Source organism: Streptomyces sp. AK08-02 (assembly GCF_033795085.1).
GTDB classification, from domain to species: Bacteria; Actinomycetota; Actinomycetes; order Streptomycetales; family Streptomycetaceae; genus Streptomyces; species Streptomyces echiniscabiei.
Map to the genome: position 1 here is coordinate 39,264 of NZ_JARAZV010000027.1, position 19,308 is coordinate 58,571.

Annotated in this window: 19 protein-coding genes; 8 read left to right on the forward strand and 11 right to left on the reverse strand. The window is 70.9% G+C overall.

Going from position 1 to position 19,308, the window contains the following annotated elements; genetic code table 11:
- Positions 1-8: 8 nt before the first annotated feature.
- Entirely contained in the window at positions 9-203 is a 195-nt protein-coding gene (locus PV734_RS41200) for a DUF6243 family protein (RefSeq protein ID WP_319096325.1), read from the reverse strand.
- A 102-nt stretch (positions 204-305) separates the two neighbouring features.
- On the opposite strand from PV734_RS41200, the gene PV734_RS41205 reads away from it, so the two are divergent.
- A complete protein-coding gene (locus PV734_RS41205; protein WP_319096327.1) occupies positions 306-947 on the forward strand; it encodes a TetR/AcrR family transcriptional regulator in 642 nt (213 codons plus the stop codon).
- A 165-nt stretch (positions 948-1,112) separates the two neighbouring features.
- Positions 1,113-1,862: a bifunctional DNA primase/polymerase gene (locus PV734_RS41210; protein ID WP_319096328.1), complete on the forward strand. Its 750-nt coding sequence runs from the start codon at positions 1,113-1,115 to the stop codon at positions 1,860-1,862.
- A gap of 33 nt (positions 1,863-1,895) precedes the next feature.
- Here the strand turns inward: PV734_RS41210 and PV734_RS41215 are convergent, their stop codons facing one another.
- Genes PV734_RS41215 through efeO form a run of 4 tightly spaced genes read right to left on the reverse strand, consistent with a single transcriptional unit; the run spans position 1,896 to position 6,214 of the window.
- Positions 1,896-2,930: a hypothetical protein gene (locus PV734_RS41215; RefSeq protein WP_415924357.1), complete on the reverse strand. Its 1,035-nt coding sequence runs from the start codon at positions 2,928-2,930 to the stop codon at positions 1,896-1,898.
- Complete coding sequence (efeU, locus tag PV734_RS41220) at positions 2,887-3,771, reverse strand: iron uptake transporter permease EfeU (RefSeq protein WP_319096330.1); 885 nt, start codon at positions 3,769-3,771, stop codon at positions 2,887-2,889. The genes PV734_RS41215 and efeU overlap by 44 nt, the downstream gene beginning before the upstream one ends.
- A gap of 5 nt (positions 3,772-3,776) precedes the next feature.
- Positions 3,777-5,060 carry an iron uptake transporter deferrochelatase/peroxidase subunit gene (gene efeB, locus PV734_RS41225; RefSeq protein ID WP_319096331.1) on the reverse strand — a complete coding sequence of 428 codons (1,284 nt, stop codon included), beginning with the start codon at positions 5,058-5,060 and terminating at the stop codon, positions 3,777-3,779.
- A 14-nt stretch (positions 5,061-5,074) separates the two neighbouring features.
- Positions 5,075-6,214 (reverse strand): iron uptake system protein EfeO, encoded by a 1,140-nt coding sequence (efeO, locus tag PV734_RS41230; protein ID WP_319096332.1) that lies wholly within the window; start codon positions 6,212-6,214, stop codon positions 5,075-5,077.
- Positions 6,215-6,595: 381 nt separating this feature from the next.
- Here efeO and PV734_RS41235 point away from each other — a divergent pair, with 381 nt between their 5' ends.
- Positions 6,596-7,240: a PhzF family phenazine biosynthesis protein gene (locus PV734_RS41235; RefSeq protein ID WP_319096333.1), complete on the forward strand. Its 645-nt coding sequence runs from the start codon at positions 6,596-6,598 to the stop codon at positions 7,238-7,240.
- A 48-nt stretch (positions 7,241-7,288) separates the two neighbouring features.
- On the opposite strand, the gene map is transcribed toward PV734_RS41235, so the two are convergent.
- A complete protein-coding gene (gene map, locus PV734_RS41240) occupies positions 7,289-8,146 on the reverse strand; it encodes a type I methionyl aminopeptidase (RefSeq protein WP_319096334.1) in 858 nt (285 codons plus the stop codon).
- Between the two features lie 60 nt (positions 8,147-8,206).
- Here map and PV734_RS41245 point away from each other — a divergent pair, with 60 nt between their 5' ends.
- On the forward strand, positions 8,207-8,437 hold the full coding sequence (locus PV734_RS41245) for a hypothetical protein (protein ID WP_319096430.1): 231 nt from the start codon (positions 8,207-8,209) through the stop codon (positions 8,435-8,437).
- Between the two features lie 70 nt (positions 8,438-8,507).
- Here the strand turns inward: PV734_RS41245 and PV734_RS41250 are convergent, their stop codons facing one another.
- Positions 8,508-9,800 carry an MFS transporter gene (locus PV734_RS41250; protein WP_319096335.1) on the reverse strand — a complete coding sequence of 431 codons (1,293 nt, stop codon included), beginning with the start codon at positions 9,798-9,800 and terminating at the stop codon, positions 8,508-8,510.
- Between the two features lie 189 nt (positions 9,801-9,989).
- Positions 9,990-10,592 carry a hypothetical protein gene (locus PV734_RS41255; protein ID WP_319096336.1) on the reverse strand — a complete coding sequence of 201 codons (603 nt, stop codon included), beginning with the start codon at positions 10,590-10,592 and terminating at the stop codon, positions 9,990-9,992.
- A gap of 165 nt (positions 10,593-10,757) precedes the next feature.
- Here PV734_RS41255 and PV734_RS41260 point away from each other — a divergent pair, with 165 nt between their 5' ends.
- The 3 genes from PV734_RS41260 to PV734_RS41270 all read left to right on the forward strand — a co-directional run bounded on the left by PV734_RS41260 (position 10,758) and on the right by PV734_RS41270 (position 12,883).
- Entirely contained in the window at positions 10,758-11,837 is a 1,080-nt protein-coding gene (locus tag PV734_RS41260) for a sialidase family protein (RefSeq protein WP_319096337.1), read from the forward strand.
- Positions 11,838-11,874: 37 nt separating this feature from the next.
- Entirely contained in the window at positions 11,875-12,612 is a 738-nt protein-coding gene (gene npdG, locus PV734_RS41265) for an NADPH-dependent F420 reductase (protein WP_319096338.1), read from the forward strand.
- A 73-nt stretch (positions 12,613-12,685) separates the two neighbouring features.
- On the forward strand, positions 12,686-12,883 hold the full coding sequence (locus PV734_RS41270; protein WP_319096340.1) for a hypothetical protein: 198 nt from the start codon (positions 12,686-12,688) through the stop codon (positions 12,881-12,883).
- Here the strand turns inward: PV734_RS41270 and PV734_RS41275 are convergent.
- Positions 12,876-13,673, reverse strand: coding sequence for a site-2 protease family protein (locus tag PV734_RS41275; RefSeq protein WP_319096341.1), 798 nt, complete (start codon positions 13,671-13,673; stop codon positions 12,876-12,878). The genes PV734_RS41270 and PV734_RS41275 overlap by 8 nt on opposite strands.
- A 198-nt stretch (positions 13,674-13,871) precedes the next feature.
- Here PV734_RS41275 and PV734_RS41280 point away from each other — a divergent pair, with 198 nt between their 5' ends.
- Positions 13,872-17,336: an AfsR/SARP family transcriptional regulator gene (locus PV734_RS41280; RefSeq protein WP_319294556.1), complete on the forward strand. Its 3,465-nt coding sequence runs from the start codon at positions 13,872-13,874 to the stop codon at positions 17,334-17,336.
- Positions 17,337-17,353: 17 nt separating this feature from the next.
- Here the strand turns inward: PV734_RS41280 and PV734_RS41285 are convergent, their stop codons facing one another.
- Positions 17,354-18,181, reverse strand: coding sequence for an ABC transporter permease (locus tag PV734_RS41285; RefSeq protein ID WP_319096343.1), 828 nt, complete (start codon positions 18,179-18,181; stop codon positions 17,354-17,356).
- Positions 18,178-19,209 carry an ATP-binding cassette domain-containing protein gene (locus PV734_RS41290; RefSeq protein WP_319096345.1) on the reverse strand — a complete coding sequence of 344 codons (1,032 nt, stop codon included), beginning with the start codon at positions 19,207-19,209 and terminating at the stop codon, positions 18,178-18,180. Before PV734_RS41290 ends, PV734_RS41285 begins: the two co-directional genes overlap by 4 nt.
- Between the last annotated feature and the right edge of the window lie 99 nt (positions 19,210-19,308).

Genomic DNA, 19,308 nt, shown 5'->3' on the forward strand with positions numbered 1-19,308 from the left:
GCGCCGCGTCACTGCTTCCGCTGTGTGCTCTCCTCCTCCGCGCGCTTCTCCTGAAGCTTGCGCAGCAGTTCCCGTTTCCGGGCCTGCGGGTCGATCCCGCCACCCACCTGCCCGCCCCGGCCGCCGCCTCGCAGGGCACCGCGGCCCAGGTTGCTGCGGGTGCCGCCGACCCCGAGCATGTTTCCGGCTCCGCCTCGTGACATGACAGATTCCCTCCATGTAGGACGATACGTATCGTCTCGCGCACCGAACGTCTCCACTGTCCGGCGAGACGCTCCGTCTTGTCAACCTGATAAGTTCCCCACATGGTCCAGAAACCCGCCCCCGACTCCACCCGCCGCAGCGAGAAGTCCCGCCGCGCCATCTACGACGCCGCCCTCGCGCTCATCGGCGAGGTCGGGTACCAGAAGACGACCATCGAGGGCATCGCCGCCCGCGCCGGAGTCGGGAAGCAGACCATCTACCGGTGGTGGTCCTCCAAGGGGGACGTGCTCATGGAGGCCTTTCTCGATCTGAGCGAGCAGGCGGCCGAGGCCGCCGCACCCGGGCAGGCGTACGTCATCCCCGACACCGGTGACCTCGCCGCCGACCTCAAGGCCGTCCTGCGTCTCACCGTCGACCAGCTGCTGGACCCGGTCTTCGCGGTCCCCTCCCGAGGCCTCGCCGCCGAGGGCCTCGTCAACGAGGAACTCGGCCGCAGATACGTCGCCAAGCTCCTCGAACCCTCCCTCCAGCTCTACGTCCAGCGACTGCGCGCCGCCCAGGACGCGGGGGAGGTGCGGGCCGGCGTCGACCCCCGGATCGCCCTCGAACTCTTCGTCTCACCGCTCGCCCAGCGCTGGCTCCAGTACACCGGCCCGATCTCGTACGAGTACACGGACACCCTCGTCGACTACGCCCTCAACGGGATCGGCTCCACCGGCGGCGGCAAGCGCGAAGTTGGCTGAAAACAGTGGGTGGTAAATACCGCTAATCAGCAGGAAAACGGTTGATCCCACCTCTCGTACACCTCGTCCCCCCTACCCCGGATGGCGACTCCGTCCCCCCACGGCGCAGGATGGTGGGAGCATGGAGCAGGCTGTCCGCACAACAGCAGCGAGGCGAGGCGATACATGAGCGCGGAGTTCGGCGGTAGTACGACGGGCCGGCAGGGCAGGATCTCCCAGTGGCTGCGCGGACGCCGTACGAGCGCGCGGGAGGACGCCGCCACCGCCGCCGAGAGCGGGCGCCGCGAGGAACTGCTGCTCGCCGCCGCCCGCGCCGGACTGCCCCTCGCGCCCGCCGCGCACCCTTCGGCCTACCGGTGTTCCTGCGACCGCGTGGGCTGTCCCACGCCCGCCCGGCACCCGGTCTCCTTCGCCTGGCACACGCAGTCCACCACCGACCGGGCCCAGATCGAGCGGTGGGCCAAGCACCAGCCGCAGGCCAACTTCATCACCGCGACGGGCATAGTCCACGACGTCCTCGACGTACCCCTCGACGCGGGGCGCGAGGCGCTGGAGCGGCTGCTCGGGGCCGGGATCGAGGTCGGACCCGTCGCCGAGAGCGACGACGGACGGCTCCTCTTCTTCACCCTCACCCGCGGCACCCCGGACGACGAGGACGAGTGGTGGCCCTGCGAACTGGACTGCCACCCCGAGACCGCGGACGAGCATCCGGGCCTGCGTTGGCACTGCCGGGGTTCCTACGTCCTCGTACCGCCCGCCCGGCTGCCCAATGACCAGGGCGTGTACTGGGTGCGCGGGCCGGAGTTCGCCCTCCCCGACCCCCTCAGTCTGCTCGAAGTCCTCACCGACGCCTGCGCCCGTTACGCCGGCGAGGAACCCGACCACGCCACCGCGGCCTGGCCCCACCGGGGCTGAGGGCGAACAGCCCCCTGGTGAGCGGGAGTCGGGCTACTCGCCCTGCGCCGCGGTCAGGCCCTGGATGCGGCTCAGGAACTCCACACCCTGGTTCGCGGCGCCCCGGCCCGGGTCCAGCACGACCTGGTTCGACACGAACTCCAGTGTCAGCGACTGCTTGATCTCGCCCGTCGTCAGCGCCAGCACACTGTCGCTCTGCGCCGGGATCGACGTGCCCTGCGCGGCCGTCTGCTTCTCGTAGTGGTGCGTCGCGAAGAAGACCAGTGCGCCGCCGTCCGCCGTACGCAGGCCCAGCGGGGCGAAGTCGTCCTTGGCCAGCGGCTCGTCGATGTACTGGGTGACGAGCCCGGGCTTGATGGCGCTCTTCCTGCGCTGCTCCAGCCAGCCGCTCGTGTGCACACCCGCCGTGAAGACGTCGCCGCCGCCGTCCTTCAGATACGTCGCGTAGTCCGCGCTCAAGTCCTTCGGCGCGACCGCCAGTTCGGCCGAGTTCGCCGTCACCGGCTCCGCGAGGCCGTCCTTGTCCGTCCTGAACCTCGGCACGTCGTCCGGGTCGAGAAGCGTCAGATACGCCACCGCCCACGGCTCGGCCACGTTGCTGCGCGTGAACACCATCAGCCAGCGCGCGTCGTCACCCTTGTTGGCGTCGGCGTTCGCGACGAACCAGCGCGGCCAGCCCGCCTTCTTCGGGATCGTGAACCTGGCGTCCGTGAACTCCAGCGGTACGTACGAGGGGTTGCCGGCCGGGCTGACCTCGTGCCCCGCGTCCAGCCGGGCCGCGTCGATCGCGCCCAGGGCGCCGGTGACGTAGTCGGCGTCCAGGGCACGGTCGTACGCCTTGTCCGCCTTGTTGTACGCGGCTGTGAAGTCCTTCAGCGCCTCCGCGGCCTCCGTCGGGCTCGCCGCCGGGAGAACCTCTCGCTCGCCGTGCACCACGACACAGCCGCTCGCGGCCAGCGCCAGCACGGTCACCGAGGCTGCCGCGAGGACGCTCCGGTCAAGAAGACTCCGCGGCGTTCGCGGCCTACGAGGCGTTTGTGGACTTCGAGGGCCGCGCCCCCTGCTCACGCTGCTCATCAGCTGGCTTCACCTTCCACTTCCCGGAGGCGAACCCTACCGGGGCCAGGAAGAGCGCGAGCGTCGGGACCAGGTACAGCGCCCACACCGTGACCTGGAGGACGGTCGGGTCGGGCTGGAAGTTCAGGACGCCCTTGAGGAGCGTGCCGTACCAGCTGTCCGGCGGGATCGTCTCGCTGATGTCGAAGGCCTTGTTCGTCAGGCCGGGCACCCAGTCGGCCTCCTGGAGGTCGTGGAAGCCGTAGGCGAGGACGCCCGCCGCGACCACGACCAGCATGCCGCCGGTCCAGGTGAAGAACTTGGACAGGTTGATGCGCAGGGCGCCCCGGTAGAAGAGGTAGCCGAGCAGGACCGCCGTCGCGATGCCCAACAGCACGCCGATCAGGGGACCTTCGGTGCCGTCGCTCGACGCGCGCACCGACGCCCACACGAACAGCGCGGTCTCCAGGCCCTCCCGGCCCACCGCCAGGAACGCGGTCGCGACCAGCGCGCCCGTGCCCATCTGGAGGGCCGCGTCCAGCTTGCCGTGCAGCTCCGACCTCAGATGCCGGGCCGTACGCCGCATCCAGAAGACCATCCACGTCACCAGACCCACGGCGAGGATCGACAGCGAGCCGCCGAGCGCCTCCTGCGCCTCGAACGTCAGCTCCTGGGAGCCGAACTCGAGCGCGCAGCCGAAGCCGAGGGCCAGCGTGACGGCGACCCCGATGCCGATCCAGATCGGCTTCAGGGCGTCCCGGCGGTCCGTCTTCACCAGATAGGCGATGAGGATGCAGACGACGAGACTGGCTTCCAGGCCCTCGCGCAGGCCGATCAGATAGTTCGCGAACACGACGCCTACGCCTCCTTGGAGAACAGTGCTCGGCCCCACCAGTCGTCCTTGTCCCGGACGCCCGGAGGGATCGCGAAGACCGCCGAACCCACGTGCTGGATGTACTCGTTGAGCGCGTCCGTCGCCAGGTTGCGCTGCACGGGGATGAACCCCTTGCGGACGTCCCGCATGTAGGCGAGGAAGAACAGGCCCGCCTCCAGACGGCCGAGGCCGTCCGTGCCGTCCGTGAAGGAGTAGCCGCGGCGCAGCAGGGTCGCCCCGTGGTTGGAGTCGGGGTGTGCGAGACGGACGTGCGCGTCGGGCTTCATCGCCTTGAGGAACGGCTCGTCCCGCTCCTTCGCCTTGCCGACCGGGGCGCCCTCGCCCTTGTCGCGGCCGAAGATGTCCTCCTGCTCCTGCAGCGAGGTCCGGTCCCAGGGCTCGATGTGCATCCGGATGCGCCGCGCGACGAGATACGAACCCCCGTCCATCCAGGCCGAGTTGTCGTCGGTGTCCGCGCCGTCCACCCACACGAACTTCTTCAGCCGGTCCGTCTCGGTGCCCGCGATGTTGCGCGTGCCGTCCTTGAAGCCCAGCAGGTTGCGCGGGGTCTGCTCCTCGGGAGTCGTCGACGACGTCTTGCCGAAGCCGAGCTGCGACCAGCGCACCGAGACCTTGCCGAAGCCGATCCGGGCCAGGTTGCGGATGGCGTGCACCGCGACCTGCGGATCGTCCGAGCACGCCTGCACGCACACATCGCCGCCGCTGCGGTTCCTGTCGAGGTTGTCGCCGGAGAACTGCGGCAGATCGACGAGCGCCTCAGGGCGTCGGTCCGCCATCCCGAGCTTCTCGAACAGGCCGGGCCCGAACCCGACCGTCAGCGTCAACCGCGACGGCTTCAGCCCCAGCGCCTCACCGGTGTCGTCCGGCGGCGCCTCCGCCAGCCCCCCGTAGGCGCCTTCGCCGACCGCAAGCCCGGCGGTCATCCGCCGCGCCGCCGCCGTCCAGTCCTTGAGCATCTGGACGAACTCGGCGCGGTCGTCCGTCTCCAGGTCGAACGCGGCGAAGTGCAGCCTGTCCTGCACCGGCGTCGCGATCCCCGCCTGGTTGCCGCCGTGGAACTCGACGGCCCCGCCCGCGTCGGCGGCGACCGTCTGTACGTCGTCGCCGCCCCGGCTCATCGCGACCGCGCCCCCGACCGCGGCGGCCCCGAGCGCGAGCCCGGCCCCGCCCCAGCCGATCAGCGCCCGCCGCGAGGTGCCGCCGTCGGTCTTCTCCGGTGTCTCCGGCGTTTCCGGTGTCTCCGTCATGGCGTCGGTCCCCTCTACTTCACGACGGCGGCGGCGAGCTTGGACAGCGGCTCGGCGAGCGCGTTCACCGCGTCCGAGAGCTGCTTGCGATCGGCGTCGCCGACCTTGTCGTACGAGGTGAAGTCGTACGAGTTCTTGTCCGCGCGGTACTTGTCGAGCAGCGTGTTCAGCGCGGCGAACTGCTTGTCCAGCTCGGTGACCAGCGCCGCGTCGTTCTCCTTCGCGACCGGCTTCAGCAGCTCGTACGCGTCCTGGGCGCCCTCGACGTTGGCCTTGAAGTCGACGAGGTCGGTGTGCGAGTAGCGCTCCTCCTCGCCGGTGACCTTGCCGGTGGCGACCTCGTCGAGGAGTTCCTTGGCGCCGTTGGCCATCGACGTCGGGGTGATCTCGGCCTTGCCGACCCGCTTCTGCCAGTCGGTGAGGTCGGTGATCAGCTCGGTGGCGAGGGTCTTGTCCTCGGCGGTGATCTTCTTGTCCTCCCAGAGGGACTTCTCCAGGCGGTGCCAGCCGGTGAACTTCTGACCGGCCTCCAGACCGTCCGCGCGGACGTCGACCTTCGGGTCGATGTCACCGAAGGACTCGGCGACCGGCTCGGTGCGCTCCCAGCCGATACGGGAGGGCGCGTACGCCTTCTTGGCGGCCTCCAGGTCGCCGGCCTTGACCGCGTCCGCGAAGGTCCTGGCGAGCGGCAGCGTCGCGTCCGCCTGCTCCTGCGCGTACTTGCGGTAGGCGGCGACGGCCGCGTCCAGACGCGGGTCGCGCTTGGCGACCTTGCCGCCGGTGGCCTTGACGGCCTGACGGATGCCGTCGCCCTTCATACCGGGCTTGCAGGCGATCGTGTAGTCGCCGGCCTTCACCTCGGCGGTGACCTTCTGCTTGGTGCCCGGGCCGATGTTCTCGCGCTCGGTGACGATCCGGTCGTCCGGGAAGAGGACGTACACCTCGGTGACCTTGGAGCCCTTGTTCTCGATGGCCAGCTCGACGTGCCCGGCCGGGAACTCCTTCTTCGAGACCTCGCACTTGTCGTCGGTCGCGGTGACGCTGATGACGCGGTCGCCGCTGCCCGAAGCACTCTTCTCCGTGCACCCCGTGACGGCTGCCAGAGCCGCCGCGGTGGCGGCGGCGGTGACGACGGAGAGTCTGACGGGTCGCATGCGGGCTCCTGAGAATCGCGAACGGCGAACGGCGAATGGCGAATGGCGAAAAAACGCCGTGGTCGGGCTCACACAGGTTTGGTGAGGCGGCCCTAACTTACCTAAGGCTTGCCTCAGTGATACCCGGACAATCGGTGATTCACCTCTCATGGGTGCCACCTGGGCACGCCCCGATCACGGCCGCTTAATGTGGATCTAAAGAGAAGCTAAAGCAGGCGTCAATCACAGGTAACGCACAGGTCAAGAGCGTCGGATCGATGAGATCAGGACAGCTCCGGGCGCGGGTGCGGTCCGCGCGGTCCGGCGTCGGCGTACGGACGCGTCGGGGCTTACGGGGGCGCGGAGTTGGTGGCGGCTGCCACCTGGGTGTTTGATGCGCGCGTGACTGATTACGACGTACTCCGCGTCTTCTGCGCGCCCAACGGGGGATACGGCAACGAGCTGGGCGTGGTCCGCGAGGGCTCCGTCATGCCGGAGCGGAGCGAGCGGCAGGCGTTCGCGGCGAAACTCGGCTTCAGCGAGACGGTGTTCGTCGACGACCCCGAGCGCGGGGTCATCGACATCTACACGCCCAATCTGCGCCTGCCCTTCGCCGGCCACCCCTGCGTCGGTACGGCCTGGCTGCTCGACGTGCCCGAACTGGTCACCCCGGCCGGGCTGGTGGGGGCGCGGCTGGACGGGGAGTTCAGTTGGATCGAGGCCCGGGCGGAGTGGGTACCGGCGCGGACACTGCGGCGGTACGGCTCCGCTGCCGAGGTCGACGCGCTGGAGGTGCCGCCGCCGGGGGAGTGGATCTACGCGTGGGCCTGGGAGGACGAGGCCGCGGGCCGGATCCGGGCCCGCGCCTTCCCCGGCCGCGACGACGGCATCGAGGAGGACGAGGCCACGGGGGCGGCGGCGTTGCTGCTCACCCACCAGCTGGGCCGGGCGCTCAACATCACGCAGGGCAGGGGGTCGCAGATCCTCACGGCGCCGCAGCCGATGGGGTGGGTCGAGGTCGGGGGCCGGGTGTTCCTGGAACGCTGAAACAGCACGGCCCGCCCTCGGAAGAGGGCGGGCCGGCGGGCCGGCGAGCTACGGCAGGGTCAGGATCTCCGCGCCCGAGTCCGTCACCACGAGCGTGTGCTCGAACTGGGCGGTGCGCTTGCGGTCCTTCGTGACGACGGTCCACCCGTCGTCCCACATGTCGTAGTCGTACGAACCCAGCGTCAGCATCGGCTCGATGGTGAACGTCATGCCCGGCTGGATCAGGGTCGTGGCGTGCGGGCTGTCGTAGTGCGGGACGATCAGCCCGGAGTGGAACGACGAGTTGATCCCGTGCCCGGTGAAGTCGCGGACCACGCCGTAGCCGAAGCGCTTGGCGTAGGACTCGATGACCCGGCCGATGATGTTGATCTGCCGTCCCGGCCGGACGGCCTTGATGGCCCGGTCCAGCGACTCCCGGGTCCGCTCCACCAGCAGCCGGGACTCCTCGTCGACGTCCCCGACCAGGTACGTCGCGTTGTTGTCGCCGTGCACCCCGCCGATGTACGCCGTCACGTCGAGGTTGACGATGTCGCCGTCCCGCAGCACCGTGGAGTCCGGGATGCCGTGGCAGATGACCTCGTTGACGGAGGTGCACAGCGACTTGGGGAAGCCGCGGTAGCCGAGGGTGGACGGATAGGCGCCGTGGTCGACCATGTAGTCGTGCGCCACCCGGTCCAGCTCGTCGGTGGTCACCCCCGGCGCGATGAGTTTCGCGGCCTCCGCCATCGCCCGTGCGGCGATCCGGCCGGCGATCCGCATGGCCTCGATGGTCTCGGGCGTCTGCACCTCTGCCCCGGTGTACGGGGTCGGTGCGGGCTTGCCGACGTACTCGGGGCGACGGATGTTCCCGGGTACGGAGCGGATGGGAGAGAGCTCCCCTGGTACGAGCAGTGACTGGCCAGACATGCCAGCGAGTTTAACGAGCTGTGGTGGGGGACGATGACCCTGGTGAAAGGAGTCCTGACCATGGCCCTGTTCAAGAAGCGCACGGTCGGCAAACCGGGCGAGTGGTACTACTGCCTGGAGCACAAGAAGGTCGAGGAGGGCCCGGACTGCCCGGGCAAGGACCGCTTCGGCCCGTACACCACCCGCGCGGAGGCCGAACACGCGATGGAGACGGCCCGCGAGCGCAACCTTCAGTGGGAGAACGATCCCAAGTGGCACGATGCGCACGCGCGCGGCGAGGGCGAGGACTGACGGGCGGGGTGGTCGAGGCGGTTTTCGGGGTGCGGGTGCGCTGTGGCTGGTCGCGCAGTTCCCCGCGCCCCTAGGGGGTTGCCGCCAGGCCGGTTGCCGTCTCGCGTTGCTTTCGCAGGCGTACCGCGTGCTCGTTCGTTCGTACGTCGTACCGCATCAGGCCCGGCAGGCACAGGGCCAGCAGGCCCACCCCGGCCACGCACGCGAGGCCGCCCGACCACACGGACGCCCGTACCCCGCGCCACGCGGCCACGCCACCCGCCCTGACCTGGCCGAGCTGTGGGCCTACGGAGTAGGAGAGCAGCTCGATACCGGCGAGGCGTCCGCGCAGCTCGTCCGGGATGGTCTGGTTCCACATCGCGCCCCGGAAGATCCCGCTGATCATGTCGAAGCAGCCGCCCACCAGCAGGAACAGCAGCACCAGCCACACGTTGCCGACGATCCCGGCCGCCGCCACCGCCAGCCCCCACCCCGCGGCCCCGAGCACCACCATCCGCCCGTGCCGATGAACCCGCGAGGTCCAGCCACTGGTGAGACTCATGATCAGCGCGCCGGCCGGGATCGCCGCGTACATCAGGCCGAGCGACCACTCGGCGTCCAGTTCGTCGGCGAGGAACGGCAGGACGGCCAGCGGCATCGCGAGGAACATCGCGGCGAGGTCGATGGCGTACGTCCCCAGAAGCTCCTTGCGGTTCCACGCGTACCGGGCACCCTCCGCGATGGACCGCAGCGACGGCTTCGCGGCCTCGTGCGAGGCGGGGGAGGAGGCGAGCCCCACGACGAGGAACACGGACACCACGAAGGTCAGCAGATCGACGGCGTACGCCCAGCCGAGCCCGGCATACGCCACGACGACCCCGGCGAGAGCCGGTCCCGCGACCCCGCCGACCGTCCAGCGCAGGGAGTTCAGCGAGGCGGCGGCCGGAAGGTGCTCATGGGCGACGATCCTCGGCATCAGCGAATCGAGCGCGGGCCGCTGCACCGACCCGAGCGCCGAGGTGAGCGCGGCGACGACGTACAGCGGCCAGATCAGCGGGTCGGGCAGCACCGCGTTGACGAGGAGTACCGCGCACAGCAGCCCCTGACCGGCCTCCGTCCACAGGATCAGCGTCCGCTTGTCCGCGGCGTCGGCCAGCGCCCCGCCGTACAGCCCGAACACGATCAGCGGGATCAGTTCCACGGCCCCGATCGCCCCGACCGCGGCGGCGGATCCGGTCAGCTCCTTCAACTGCACCGGCAGCGCGACGAAGGTCAGGAAGCTCCCGAAGTTGGTGATCAGCCCCGACATCCAGAGCTTCCGGAAATCGACGGAGGCTCGCCAGGGCGAGAGATCGGGAAGGAGGGCACGGAGAGGGGAGGTCACGTGGGGTCATGTTGAGCGGTGGGGAGGAGCCGGGGCAACAGGTTTTCGGGGGGTGAGGAGGCCCCTCGGTAACCCGTTCTCGCGGGGCGGGGCGGGGCTGGCTGCGGTTCGCCGATCGGGGAGCAGGTGGCGTGGTTCCGCCGAAGGCGGGTGACGTGGTGAGACGGGTGGGTGGGTGGGAAATGTTTTTTACCAGCGGGACGGCGGCGGTGCCGTCAGGACGTCCGCCAGCCGGGCCAGCCGGTCACGGAAACGCCGGTGCCCCCGCGCGACAGGGACCCCGTTCTCCCCGGCCGCCGCGCTCACCAGGTGCTGCACGGTGTCCAGGTCCAGCTCCAACCCCTCCGGCACCGCCAGCGACTCGTGCGCCATCGACACCAACTCGCCCTCACCCGACCCCAGCACCAGCACCTTCGCCCCACCCCGCCGAGCGTCGTGCACCCGCTCCAGCAGGGCGCCGCCGATCCCCTCAGGCGCCACCACCAGCAAGGTCTCACCCCGGCGCGCCGCCTCGATCCGCCCGAGCCCGACCGACAGCCGCCCGGGACCGGACGCCGGCGTGTCGTGCCGTACGAGGGTCGGCGCCAGCTCCGGCGTCCCCGACCAGGCCGCCTCGTCCACGAGATGAGCCGCCAGGTGCCACGGCTCGTACTCCGGCGTCCCCACCAACAGCAACCCGCCCCCGTACGACACCACGGAACCCCGTAACGTCGCCGCGAACCTCCGGGTGGCCCCCAACCACTCGGTTCCAGCGAGCACTTCGCGCAACAACGCGACCCGTACGGCGTCCATGACCGCGCATCCTGCCGCAACAGACAACCCGGGGCGCTCCCTTCACCATGTTTTCGCCCAACATGGGTAAGAACCCGGTCCACCCCCGTACGGACAGTCACCGACACCGACACCGACCCGGTCACCGATATCGACCCGGTGACCGTCAACGTCAAGGAGCCGCACATGACAGTAGAGACGAGCATCCCCTTCTGGTCCGGCCAGGAGGGCTACGCCAGCTACCGCATCCCGGCCGTCGTCGTCACCCACGCCGGCACCGTGCTGGCCTTCTGCGAGGGCCGGGTCGACTCCGCCTCGGACCACGGGCACATCGACATCGTCCTGAAGCGGTCCACGGACGGCGGCCGCACCTGGGGCCCGCTCATCGTCGCCGCCAAGAACGGCGACCAGAACCTCGCCGGCAACCCGGCCCCCGTCGTCCTCGACAACGGCCGCATCCTCCTCGTGTACATCCGGGCCTCGGGCACGGTGACCGAGAAGGACATCCTGCTCGGCAACGTGTCGGCGGCCGACGGACGCCGGATCTGGGTCCGCCACAGCGACGACGACGGCCTCACCTGGTCCTCCTCCGTGGAGATCACCGCCCAGGTGAAGCACGCGAACTGGCGCTGGTACGCCACCACCCCCGGCCACGCCATCCAGCTGAGCACCGGCCGGATCGTCGTCGCCGCCAACCACACGATCCCGCCCACCGGGACGGACCTGGGCAACGAGGCCCGCTACAACAGCGGCCACTGTCTGCTCAGCGACGAACGGGGCAAGACCTGGCGCATCGGATACCTCGACGAGAACACCAACGGCTACATCAACGTCAACGAGACCACCGCCGCCGAACTCCCGGACGGCCGCGTCTACTTCAACACCCGTAACGACTCGCCGTCGCCCGGCAACCGCGCCGACGCGCACTCCACGGACGGCGGCCAGACCCTCGTCAAGCCCTTCCGCCCGCAGGCCGGACTGCCGGCCCCCGTGTGCCAGGGCAGCGTGCTCCAGTTGCGCGACCCCGACCTGCTCCTCTTCTCCGGCCCCGCCGATCCCGCCGCCCGCGCCCTGATGACCATCCGCGTCTCCACCGACGACGGCACCACCTGGCGCCCGGCGGACACGGTGAACGGGCTGCCCGCCGCCTACTCCGACCTCGTCCGTGTCGACGCCGACACCGTCGGACTGCTCTTCGAGACCGGTGACTTCGGCCCGTACGAGAGGATCCCCTTCCGGCGCGTCCCCGTGACCCGGCTCACCTGAGCCCATGGGCGCGCGGACACGGACGTAAGGTCGGCCCATGACCTCTACCGACAGTGCACAGACCCCTGCCGAGAGCCTCGCCGCGACCCCCGCGAAGGCTCCCGCGAAGGACCCCTGGGACCTTCCCGACGTCTCCGGGCTCGTCGTCGGCGTGCTCGGTGGGACCGGGCCGCAGGGCAAGGGCCTCGCCTACCGGCTCGCCAGGGCCGGACAGAAGGTGATCATCGGGTCGCGCGCGGCCGACCGCGCCCAGGCCGCCGCCGACGAACTCGGCCATGGTGTCGAGGGCGCCGACAACGCCGAGACCGCGCGCCGCAGCGACATCGTGATCGTCGCCGTCCCCTGGGACGGACACGGCAAGACCCTCGAATCCCTGCGCGAGGAACTGGCCGGCAAGCTCGTCGTCGACTGTGTGAACCCGCTCGGCTTCGACAAGAAGGGCGCGTACGCGCTGAAGCCGGAGGAGGGCAGCGCCGCCGAGCAGGCCGCCGTCCTGCTGCCGGACTCCCGGGTCACGGCCGCCTTCCACCACCTGTCGGCCGTACTGCTCCAGGACCCGGAGATCGAGGAGATCGACACGGACGTGATGGTCCTCGGCGAGGAGCGGGCGGACGTGGAGATCGTGCAGGCCCTGGCCGGCCGTATCCCGGGCATGCGCGGGGTCTTCTCCGGCCGGCTGCGCAACGCCCACCAGGTCGAGTCGCTGGTCGCCAACCTGATCTCCGTGAACCGCCGCTACAAGGCCCACGCGGGCCTGCGCGTCACCGACATCTGAGCGGATGGGGGACACTGGGCGGGTCTCCGGCAGTGTCCCCCGGCCGGTGTCCCCGAACAGGAGAGCAGTCCACATGCCCCGCCTCGCCCTCTACGCCCTGATCGTCTGCGTGCTCGCCGTGGCCGCGGCCGTCGTGTCCTTCGTCCAGGGCAACTGGCTGGGGATCGTGTGGGTGCTGCTGGCCGGGCTGTCGTCCAACATGTGCTGGTACTACGCCCGGCGCGGCAGGCCCGCCGACCGCCGGGCCGCCGACCGCCGCTCGGTCAGCTGACCGAGCAGAGCTCGTTCGTCCCCTGCCAGAAGCGGAACAGCTCCTGACCGCAGTACGTCTCGAACTGGGCGATCCCCAGCCCGCGCAGCACCGTGTCGATCACGTCGAAGAACGCGGCGTTCACGGACGGGACCCACAGCAGCGCGAACACGAACAGCAGTCCGAACGGCGCGAAGGGCTCCACCTGGCGCTTGATCTTGTACGACAGCCAGGGCTCGATGACCCCGTAGCCGTCCAGCCCGGGCACCGGCAGGAAGTTCAGGATCGCCGCCGTCACCTGGAGCAGGGCCAGGAAGGCGAGCGCGAACCGGAACTCGCCGGGTACGCCGTCCAGCGAGCCCAGCCAGAACGGCGCCGTGCACACCGCCGCGAACAGCACGTTCGTCAGCGGACCGGCGGCCGAGATCAGACTGTGCTTCCAGCGGCCGTGGATGCGCCCCCGCTCGATGAAGACGGCACCACCCGGCAGCCCGATCCCGCCCATGATCACGAAGATCACCGGCAGCACGATGCTGAGCAGGGCGTGCGTGTACTTGAGAGGATTGAGGGTGAGGTAACCCTTCTCGCCGACCGAGATGTCACCGCTGTGCAGCGCGGTGCGCGCGTGCGCGTACTCGTGCAGACAGAGCGACACGATCCACGCGGCCGTCACGAACAGGAACACGGCGACACCGGGCTGTTCGGCGAACCCGGTCCAGGTGGCCCAGCCCGTGACCGCCGTGACGGCCAGGATCCCGACGAAGACCGGGCTGATCCGCCGGTCGCTGTTGCGGGTGGTGGCGGTGGTCATGGGGCGGGACTCCTGAGGACTCGGTGGTAAGTGCCGTACGCGACCGCGCGGGCGGGTCGACGGTACCCGTGCTCTGCGAGGAACGTCCCACCGAGGGTCGGAGGTTCCTGGATGTTCCCGGAGATCCTGGACTTCTCCCTGATCACACGCGCGTAAACCCGCGCGCGCCACGCATCCGTCCCCGGAGAGAATGGACCCGTGCGCTACCGCATCCTCGGCACCACCCAGGCACTCCGTCCCGACGGCACCGCCCTCCCGGTCGGCGGCGCGCGGCTGCGCGCCCTGCTGACCGTGTTCGCCCTGCGGCCCGGCCGGACCGTTCCGGCGGGCGTCCTGGTGGAGGAGGTGTGGAACGGTGACGCACCCGCCGACGCGCCGGCCGCGCTGCAGGCGCTGGTCGGTCGACTGCGCCGTGTGCTCGGCCCGGACACCATCGCCTCCGCCGAGGGCGGCTACCGGCTGTGCGCCGTGCCGGACGACGTCGACCTGCACCGCTTCGCACGGCTCGCGGAGGAGGGCACGCGCGCGCTGGCCGACGACGACCCGGCCAAGGCCGCCGTGGTCCTCGACGACGCCCTCGGACTGTGGCAGGGACCGGCCCTCGCCGACCTTCCCGACCGCACCGCCGAGGCCGCCCGCTGGGAGACCCGCCGACTGGACACCCGCCGCGCCCGTCTCACCGCCGCGCTGGCGCTGGGCGCCGCCGAACAGTCGCTGCCGGAACTGACCGCCCTGTGCGACAGCCACCCCCTGGACGAACCCCTCCAGGCGCTCCGGCTGCGCGCACTGCGGGACGCGGGCCGCCCCGCCCAGGCACTGGCCGCGTACGACGACGTACGCCGGCTGCTGGCCGACCGTCTCGGCGCGGACCCCGGCCCTGAACTGCGTTCCCTGCACGCGGAGTTGCTGAGACCGGGCGGCACGGGAAACGACGCGCGGGACACCGCCGCCGCTGCCTTCGGCTCCGCCGCCGTCGACCCCACCGCTGCCTTCGGCCCGGCCGGTACGAACCCCGCGGGAGCCGCTCCCGCACACGGCGGCGCCCCGGCCGGCCGTACGCCCCGGCCCAGCGTCTCCGCCGACGCCTCCCGCACCCCGCCCCCGGCCTCGCCCGCACCGCCGCCTTCGACGCCACCCCCGCCGCCCGGCAACCTCCGGGCCCGCCTCACCTCCTTCGTCGGCCGGGAGGCGGACATCGAGGCCATCCGGGGCGACCTCGCCGGCGCCCGGCTCGTGACGTTGCTCGGGCCCGGCGGAGCCGGCAAGACACGGCTGTCGCAGGAGGCCGCCGAAGCCGTACGGGACGGTACGGCGGACCCGGCGCCCGACGGCGTGTGGCTGGCCGAACTCGCGCCCGTCGTCGACCCGGACGCCGTACCGGAGGCCGTCCTCACCGCCCTCGGCGCACGCGAGACGGTGCTGCGCGGGGCCGGCGCCGAGGAGTTGCGCGTCGCCTCCGCGGAACGCCACGACGACCCCCTCGTACGCCTCACCGAACACTGCGCCAACCGGCGGATGCTGATCCTCCTCGACAACTGCGAGCACGTCGTCGACGCCGCCGCGCACCTCGTCGCGGAGCTGCTGGCGCGCTGCCCGGGGATCACCGTGCTCGCCACCAGCCGCGAACCCCTGGGCGTACCGGGGGAGTTGGTGCGACCCGTCGAACCGCTCCCCGAGCCCGTCGCGCTCCGGCTGCTCGCCGACCGAGGGGCGGCAGCCCGGCCCGGGTTCCGGGTCGAGGACGATCCGGAGGCCGCGGCCGAGATCTGCGGACGGCTCGACGGACTGCCGCTCGCCATCGAACTGGCCGCCGCCCGGCTGCGGTTGCTGTCCCTGCGGCAGATCGCCGACCGGCTCGACGACCGGTTCCGGCTGCTCACCTCCGGCAGCCGTACCGTGCTGCCCCGCCAGCAGACCCTGCGGGCCGTCGTCGACTGGTCCTGGGACCTGCTCGACACGGACGAACGGGACGTCCTGCGGCGGCTGTCCGTCTTCGCGGGCGGCTGCGACCTCGCCGCCGCCGAGGCGGTGTGCGGGCCCGTCGCGTTCGAAGCGCTCGCCTCACTCGTCGACAAGTCCCTTGTCGTGGCCGCCCCTTCGGACGACAGCGACGTCATGCGCTACCGGCTCCTGGAGACCGTCGCCGAGTACGCCGGTGAGCGACTCGACGAGTCGGGCGCCCGACCCGAGGCCGAGCGCGCGCACCTCACGCACTACCGCGAACTCGCCCGCACCACCGACCCGTTGCTGCGAGGCCCCGGTCAGCTCGCCGCCCTCGACGTGTTCCAGCGGGAGAGCGAGAACATTCGCGCCGCCCTCCGCCACGCCGTCACCACCCGTGACGAACAGGAGGCGCTCTGCCTGGTCCTGTCGATCTCCTGGTACTGGCAGATGCGCGACCTTCGACTCGCCGGCCGCAACTGGTCCCGCGAGGTCATGACCCTCGGCCCCGACCCCTTCACCCTCCCGGCCCGCCCGGCCCAGCCCGTGTGGGAGCGCTGCACGGACACCCCGCCGCCCTGGCACGGCGAACTCCTCGAAGAGGCCCGACGCGGCGTCCACCTCGTCCATCTCGCCTCCATGGACCTGGAGTTGGAGGTCTGGCAGACAGCCGAGGCCCGGCAGAAGCTGCGCGCCATCACCGAGGTCTACGAACCCGGCGCCCCGCAGACCTGCCGTTACCCCGGCCTCCTCTGGTTCTACGCCGTCATGCTCACCCGTGACATGGAGCGGCTCAGCGTCATCGTCGGCGAGTCCGTGCGCACCTGCCGCGAGGCGCAACCCGCCTACGAGTGGGAGCTCGCCGCCTGTCTGCAGATGCGCGCCAACGTCCTCGCCAACCGCAGCGACTGGGCCGGCGACGCGACCCGCGACGCCGACGAGTCGCTGGAGATCTTCCGCCGCCTCGGGGACGCCTGGGGAGCCGCCGAGGCGCTCTCCGCACGCGGTGAGGCCCGCGAACGCAGGGCCGAGTACGACAGCGCCGCCATCGACTTCCGGGACGCGATGGAACTGGCCGAACAACTCGGCGCCCGCGCCCAGAAGACCGTCCTCGCCGCCCGCCTCGGCAACGTGTTCCTGGAGGCGGGCCGGACCGAGGAAGGCGAACAACTGCTGCGCGACGTGATCGAGAAGGCGGAAGGAATGGTCAACGAGGCCCTGCCCGCCGCCCGGCTCTTCCTCGCGGCCTGGCTCGGCGTCACCGACCGCGTCTCCGAGTCGCGTGAGCAACTCCGGCTGCTGCGGGCCGAGTTCAGAGCCGCCTCGTTCGTCGTCTTCGACGCGTTCATCCTCGGCGCGGAGTCCTGGCTCGACGTCGCGGAAGGACACTACGAGGAGGCCATCGACAAGGCCAGGCAAGCGGTCTCCCGCGCGGACGACGAGCTGTCCCGCGCCATCGCCCCCCACCTGCGGTCCACCCTGCTGGCCACCGGCGCCGCCGCCCTCGTCGGCTTCGACCCCGCTCGCGCCCACGACGCCGCCCGCTGCCTCGGCGCCGCCGACGCCCTGCTGCCGCCCGGCCATGTCTCCGGACTCGCCGAGCGCGAGATCCGTAGCCGCGCGGCCGACGCGGTCCGTGACGTGCTGGGCGGCGCTGCGTACGGGACGGCGTACGACGAGGGCACCCGCCTCTCCGCCGGGGAGGCGACCGCCCTCATCTGACGTCCGGCACGCGGCCGTCAGCTCTTCGTACGGAACTTGTGGATGGCGATCGGCGCCATCACCGCCGTGATGGCCACCGACCAGCCGACGGTCACCCACAGGTCGTGCGCCACCGGACCGCCCACCATCAGTCCACGGGCCGCGTCCGCGAGCGTGGACAGCGGGTTGTAGTCGGTGAACGCCTGGAGCCAGCCCGGCATCGACCGGGTCGGGGCGAAGATCGACGAACCGAACTGGAGCGGGAACAGCACCAGGAAGCCCATCGCCTGCACGGACTGCGCGCTCTTCATCATGACGCCCAGGGTGAGGAACACCCACATGATCGACGAGGCGAACAGAGTGGCCAGACCCACGGCCGCGAACAGTCCGGGCCAGTTGCCGATGTCGAAGCCGACCAGGACGGCGACGATCATCAGCACGGTGGTCGCGAACAGCATCCGGACCAGCTCGACCGAGATCTTCGCGAAGAGCACCGAACCGCGCCCGATCGGCAGCGACCGGAAACGGTCCATGACACCGGAGTTGAAGTCCTGGCAGAAGCCGGTGCCGACGCCCTGGGACAGCGTCATGCTCATCATCGCGATCATGCCGGGGATCACGTACTGCACATACCCGTCCTGCCCGCCGCCCGTGGCCTGGCCGATCGAGCCGCCGAAGACGAACACGAACAGCAGGGTGAAGATGATCGGCATCAGCAGTGCGTCGGCCATCGACTCCGGGTCCTGTCGGATCCACAGGAGATTGCGCCGGACGAGGGCGCCGGTGTGGCGCAGATGGCCGCGCAGCGGGATACGGCCGTCGCTCTTGATGCCCTGCACGGGTGCGGTCACGGTCGCGGTGCTCATACGGCGACCTCCTCTCGGGTGTCGGCGGGCGTGCTGTCGTCCTGCGGGGTGCCGGCGCGATGGCCGGTGAGGGACAGGAACACCTCGTCCAGGCTGGGCAGTTCGGTGGAGATCGAGGCGATCGTGATGCCGCGCGCGATGACCGCGCCGGTCACGGCGGTGAGCTGCTCGTCGCTCAGGATCGGCACCAGGACACTGCCGCCCGCGGTGTCCACGGCCGTGCTGGCGAGGCCGGTGATGCCGAGGTCGTCCAGGTCGCGGGCGAGCGGGCGCAGTTGCAGCGGATCGGCGGGCCGGATCCGCAGGGTACGGCCGCCGACCTTCGCCTTCAGGTCGTCGATCCCGCCACCGGCGACGACCTTCCCCCGGTCGATGACGACCAGCTCGGAGGCGAGCTGTTCGGCCTCCTCCATGTACTGGGTGGTGAGCAGCACCGTCACCCCGTCGCCGACCATCCGCCTGACCTCGCTCCAGACCTCTTTGCGGGTGCGGGGGTCGAGTCCGGTGGTGGGTTCGTCGAGGTAGAGGACGACGGGCCGGCCGATCATCGAGGCGGCCAGGTCCAGCCGCCGCCGCATACCGCCGGAGTACGTGCTCGCCGGCCGCTTGGCCGCGTCGGTGAGGGAGAAGCGTTCCAGCAGCTCGTCGGCGCGGGCGCGGGCGTCCTTGCGGGGCAGGTCGAGGAGCCGCCCGATCATGTACAGGTTCTCCCAGCCCGGCAGCTTCTCGTCCACGGAGGCGTACTGACCGGTGAGCCCGATCACGCGCCGCAGCTGCCGGGGCTGCCGCAGCACGTCGTACCCGGCGACGGTGGCGTGCCCCGAGTCGGGCCGCAGCAGGGTGGAGAGGATGCGTACGAGGGTGGTCTTGCCGGCGCCGTTGGGCCCGAGCACACCGAGTACGGTGCCTTCCCGGACGTCCAGGTCGACGCCGTCCAGCGCCTTGGTCTCGCCGTAGTGCTTGACCAGCCCCCGCACGGAAACGGCACTCTTGGCCCCGCCTGCGGGGTGGTTGTCGATTCGCGTCATGAACCGAACCTGTCACCCCCCACCGACAAACCACCTACAGACCGCCTACAGACCCCCGACAGCCGCTGTCGGGTGGGATCCCACCGCTGAACCGGTGCG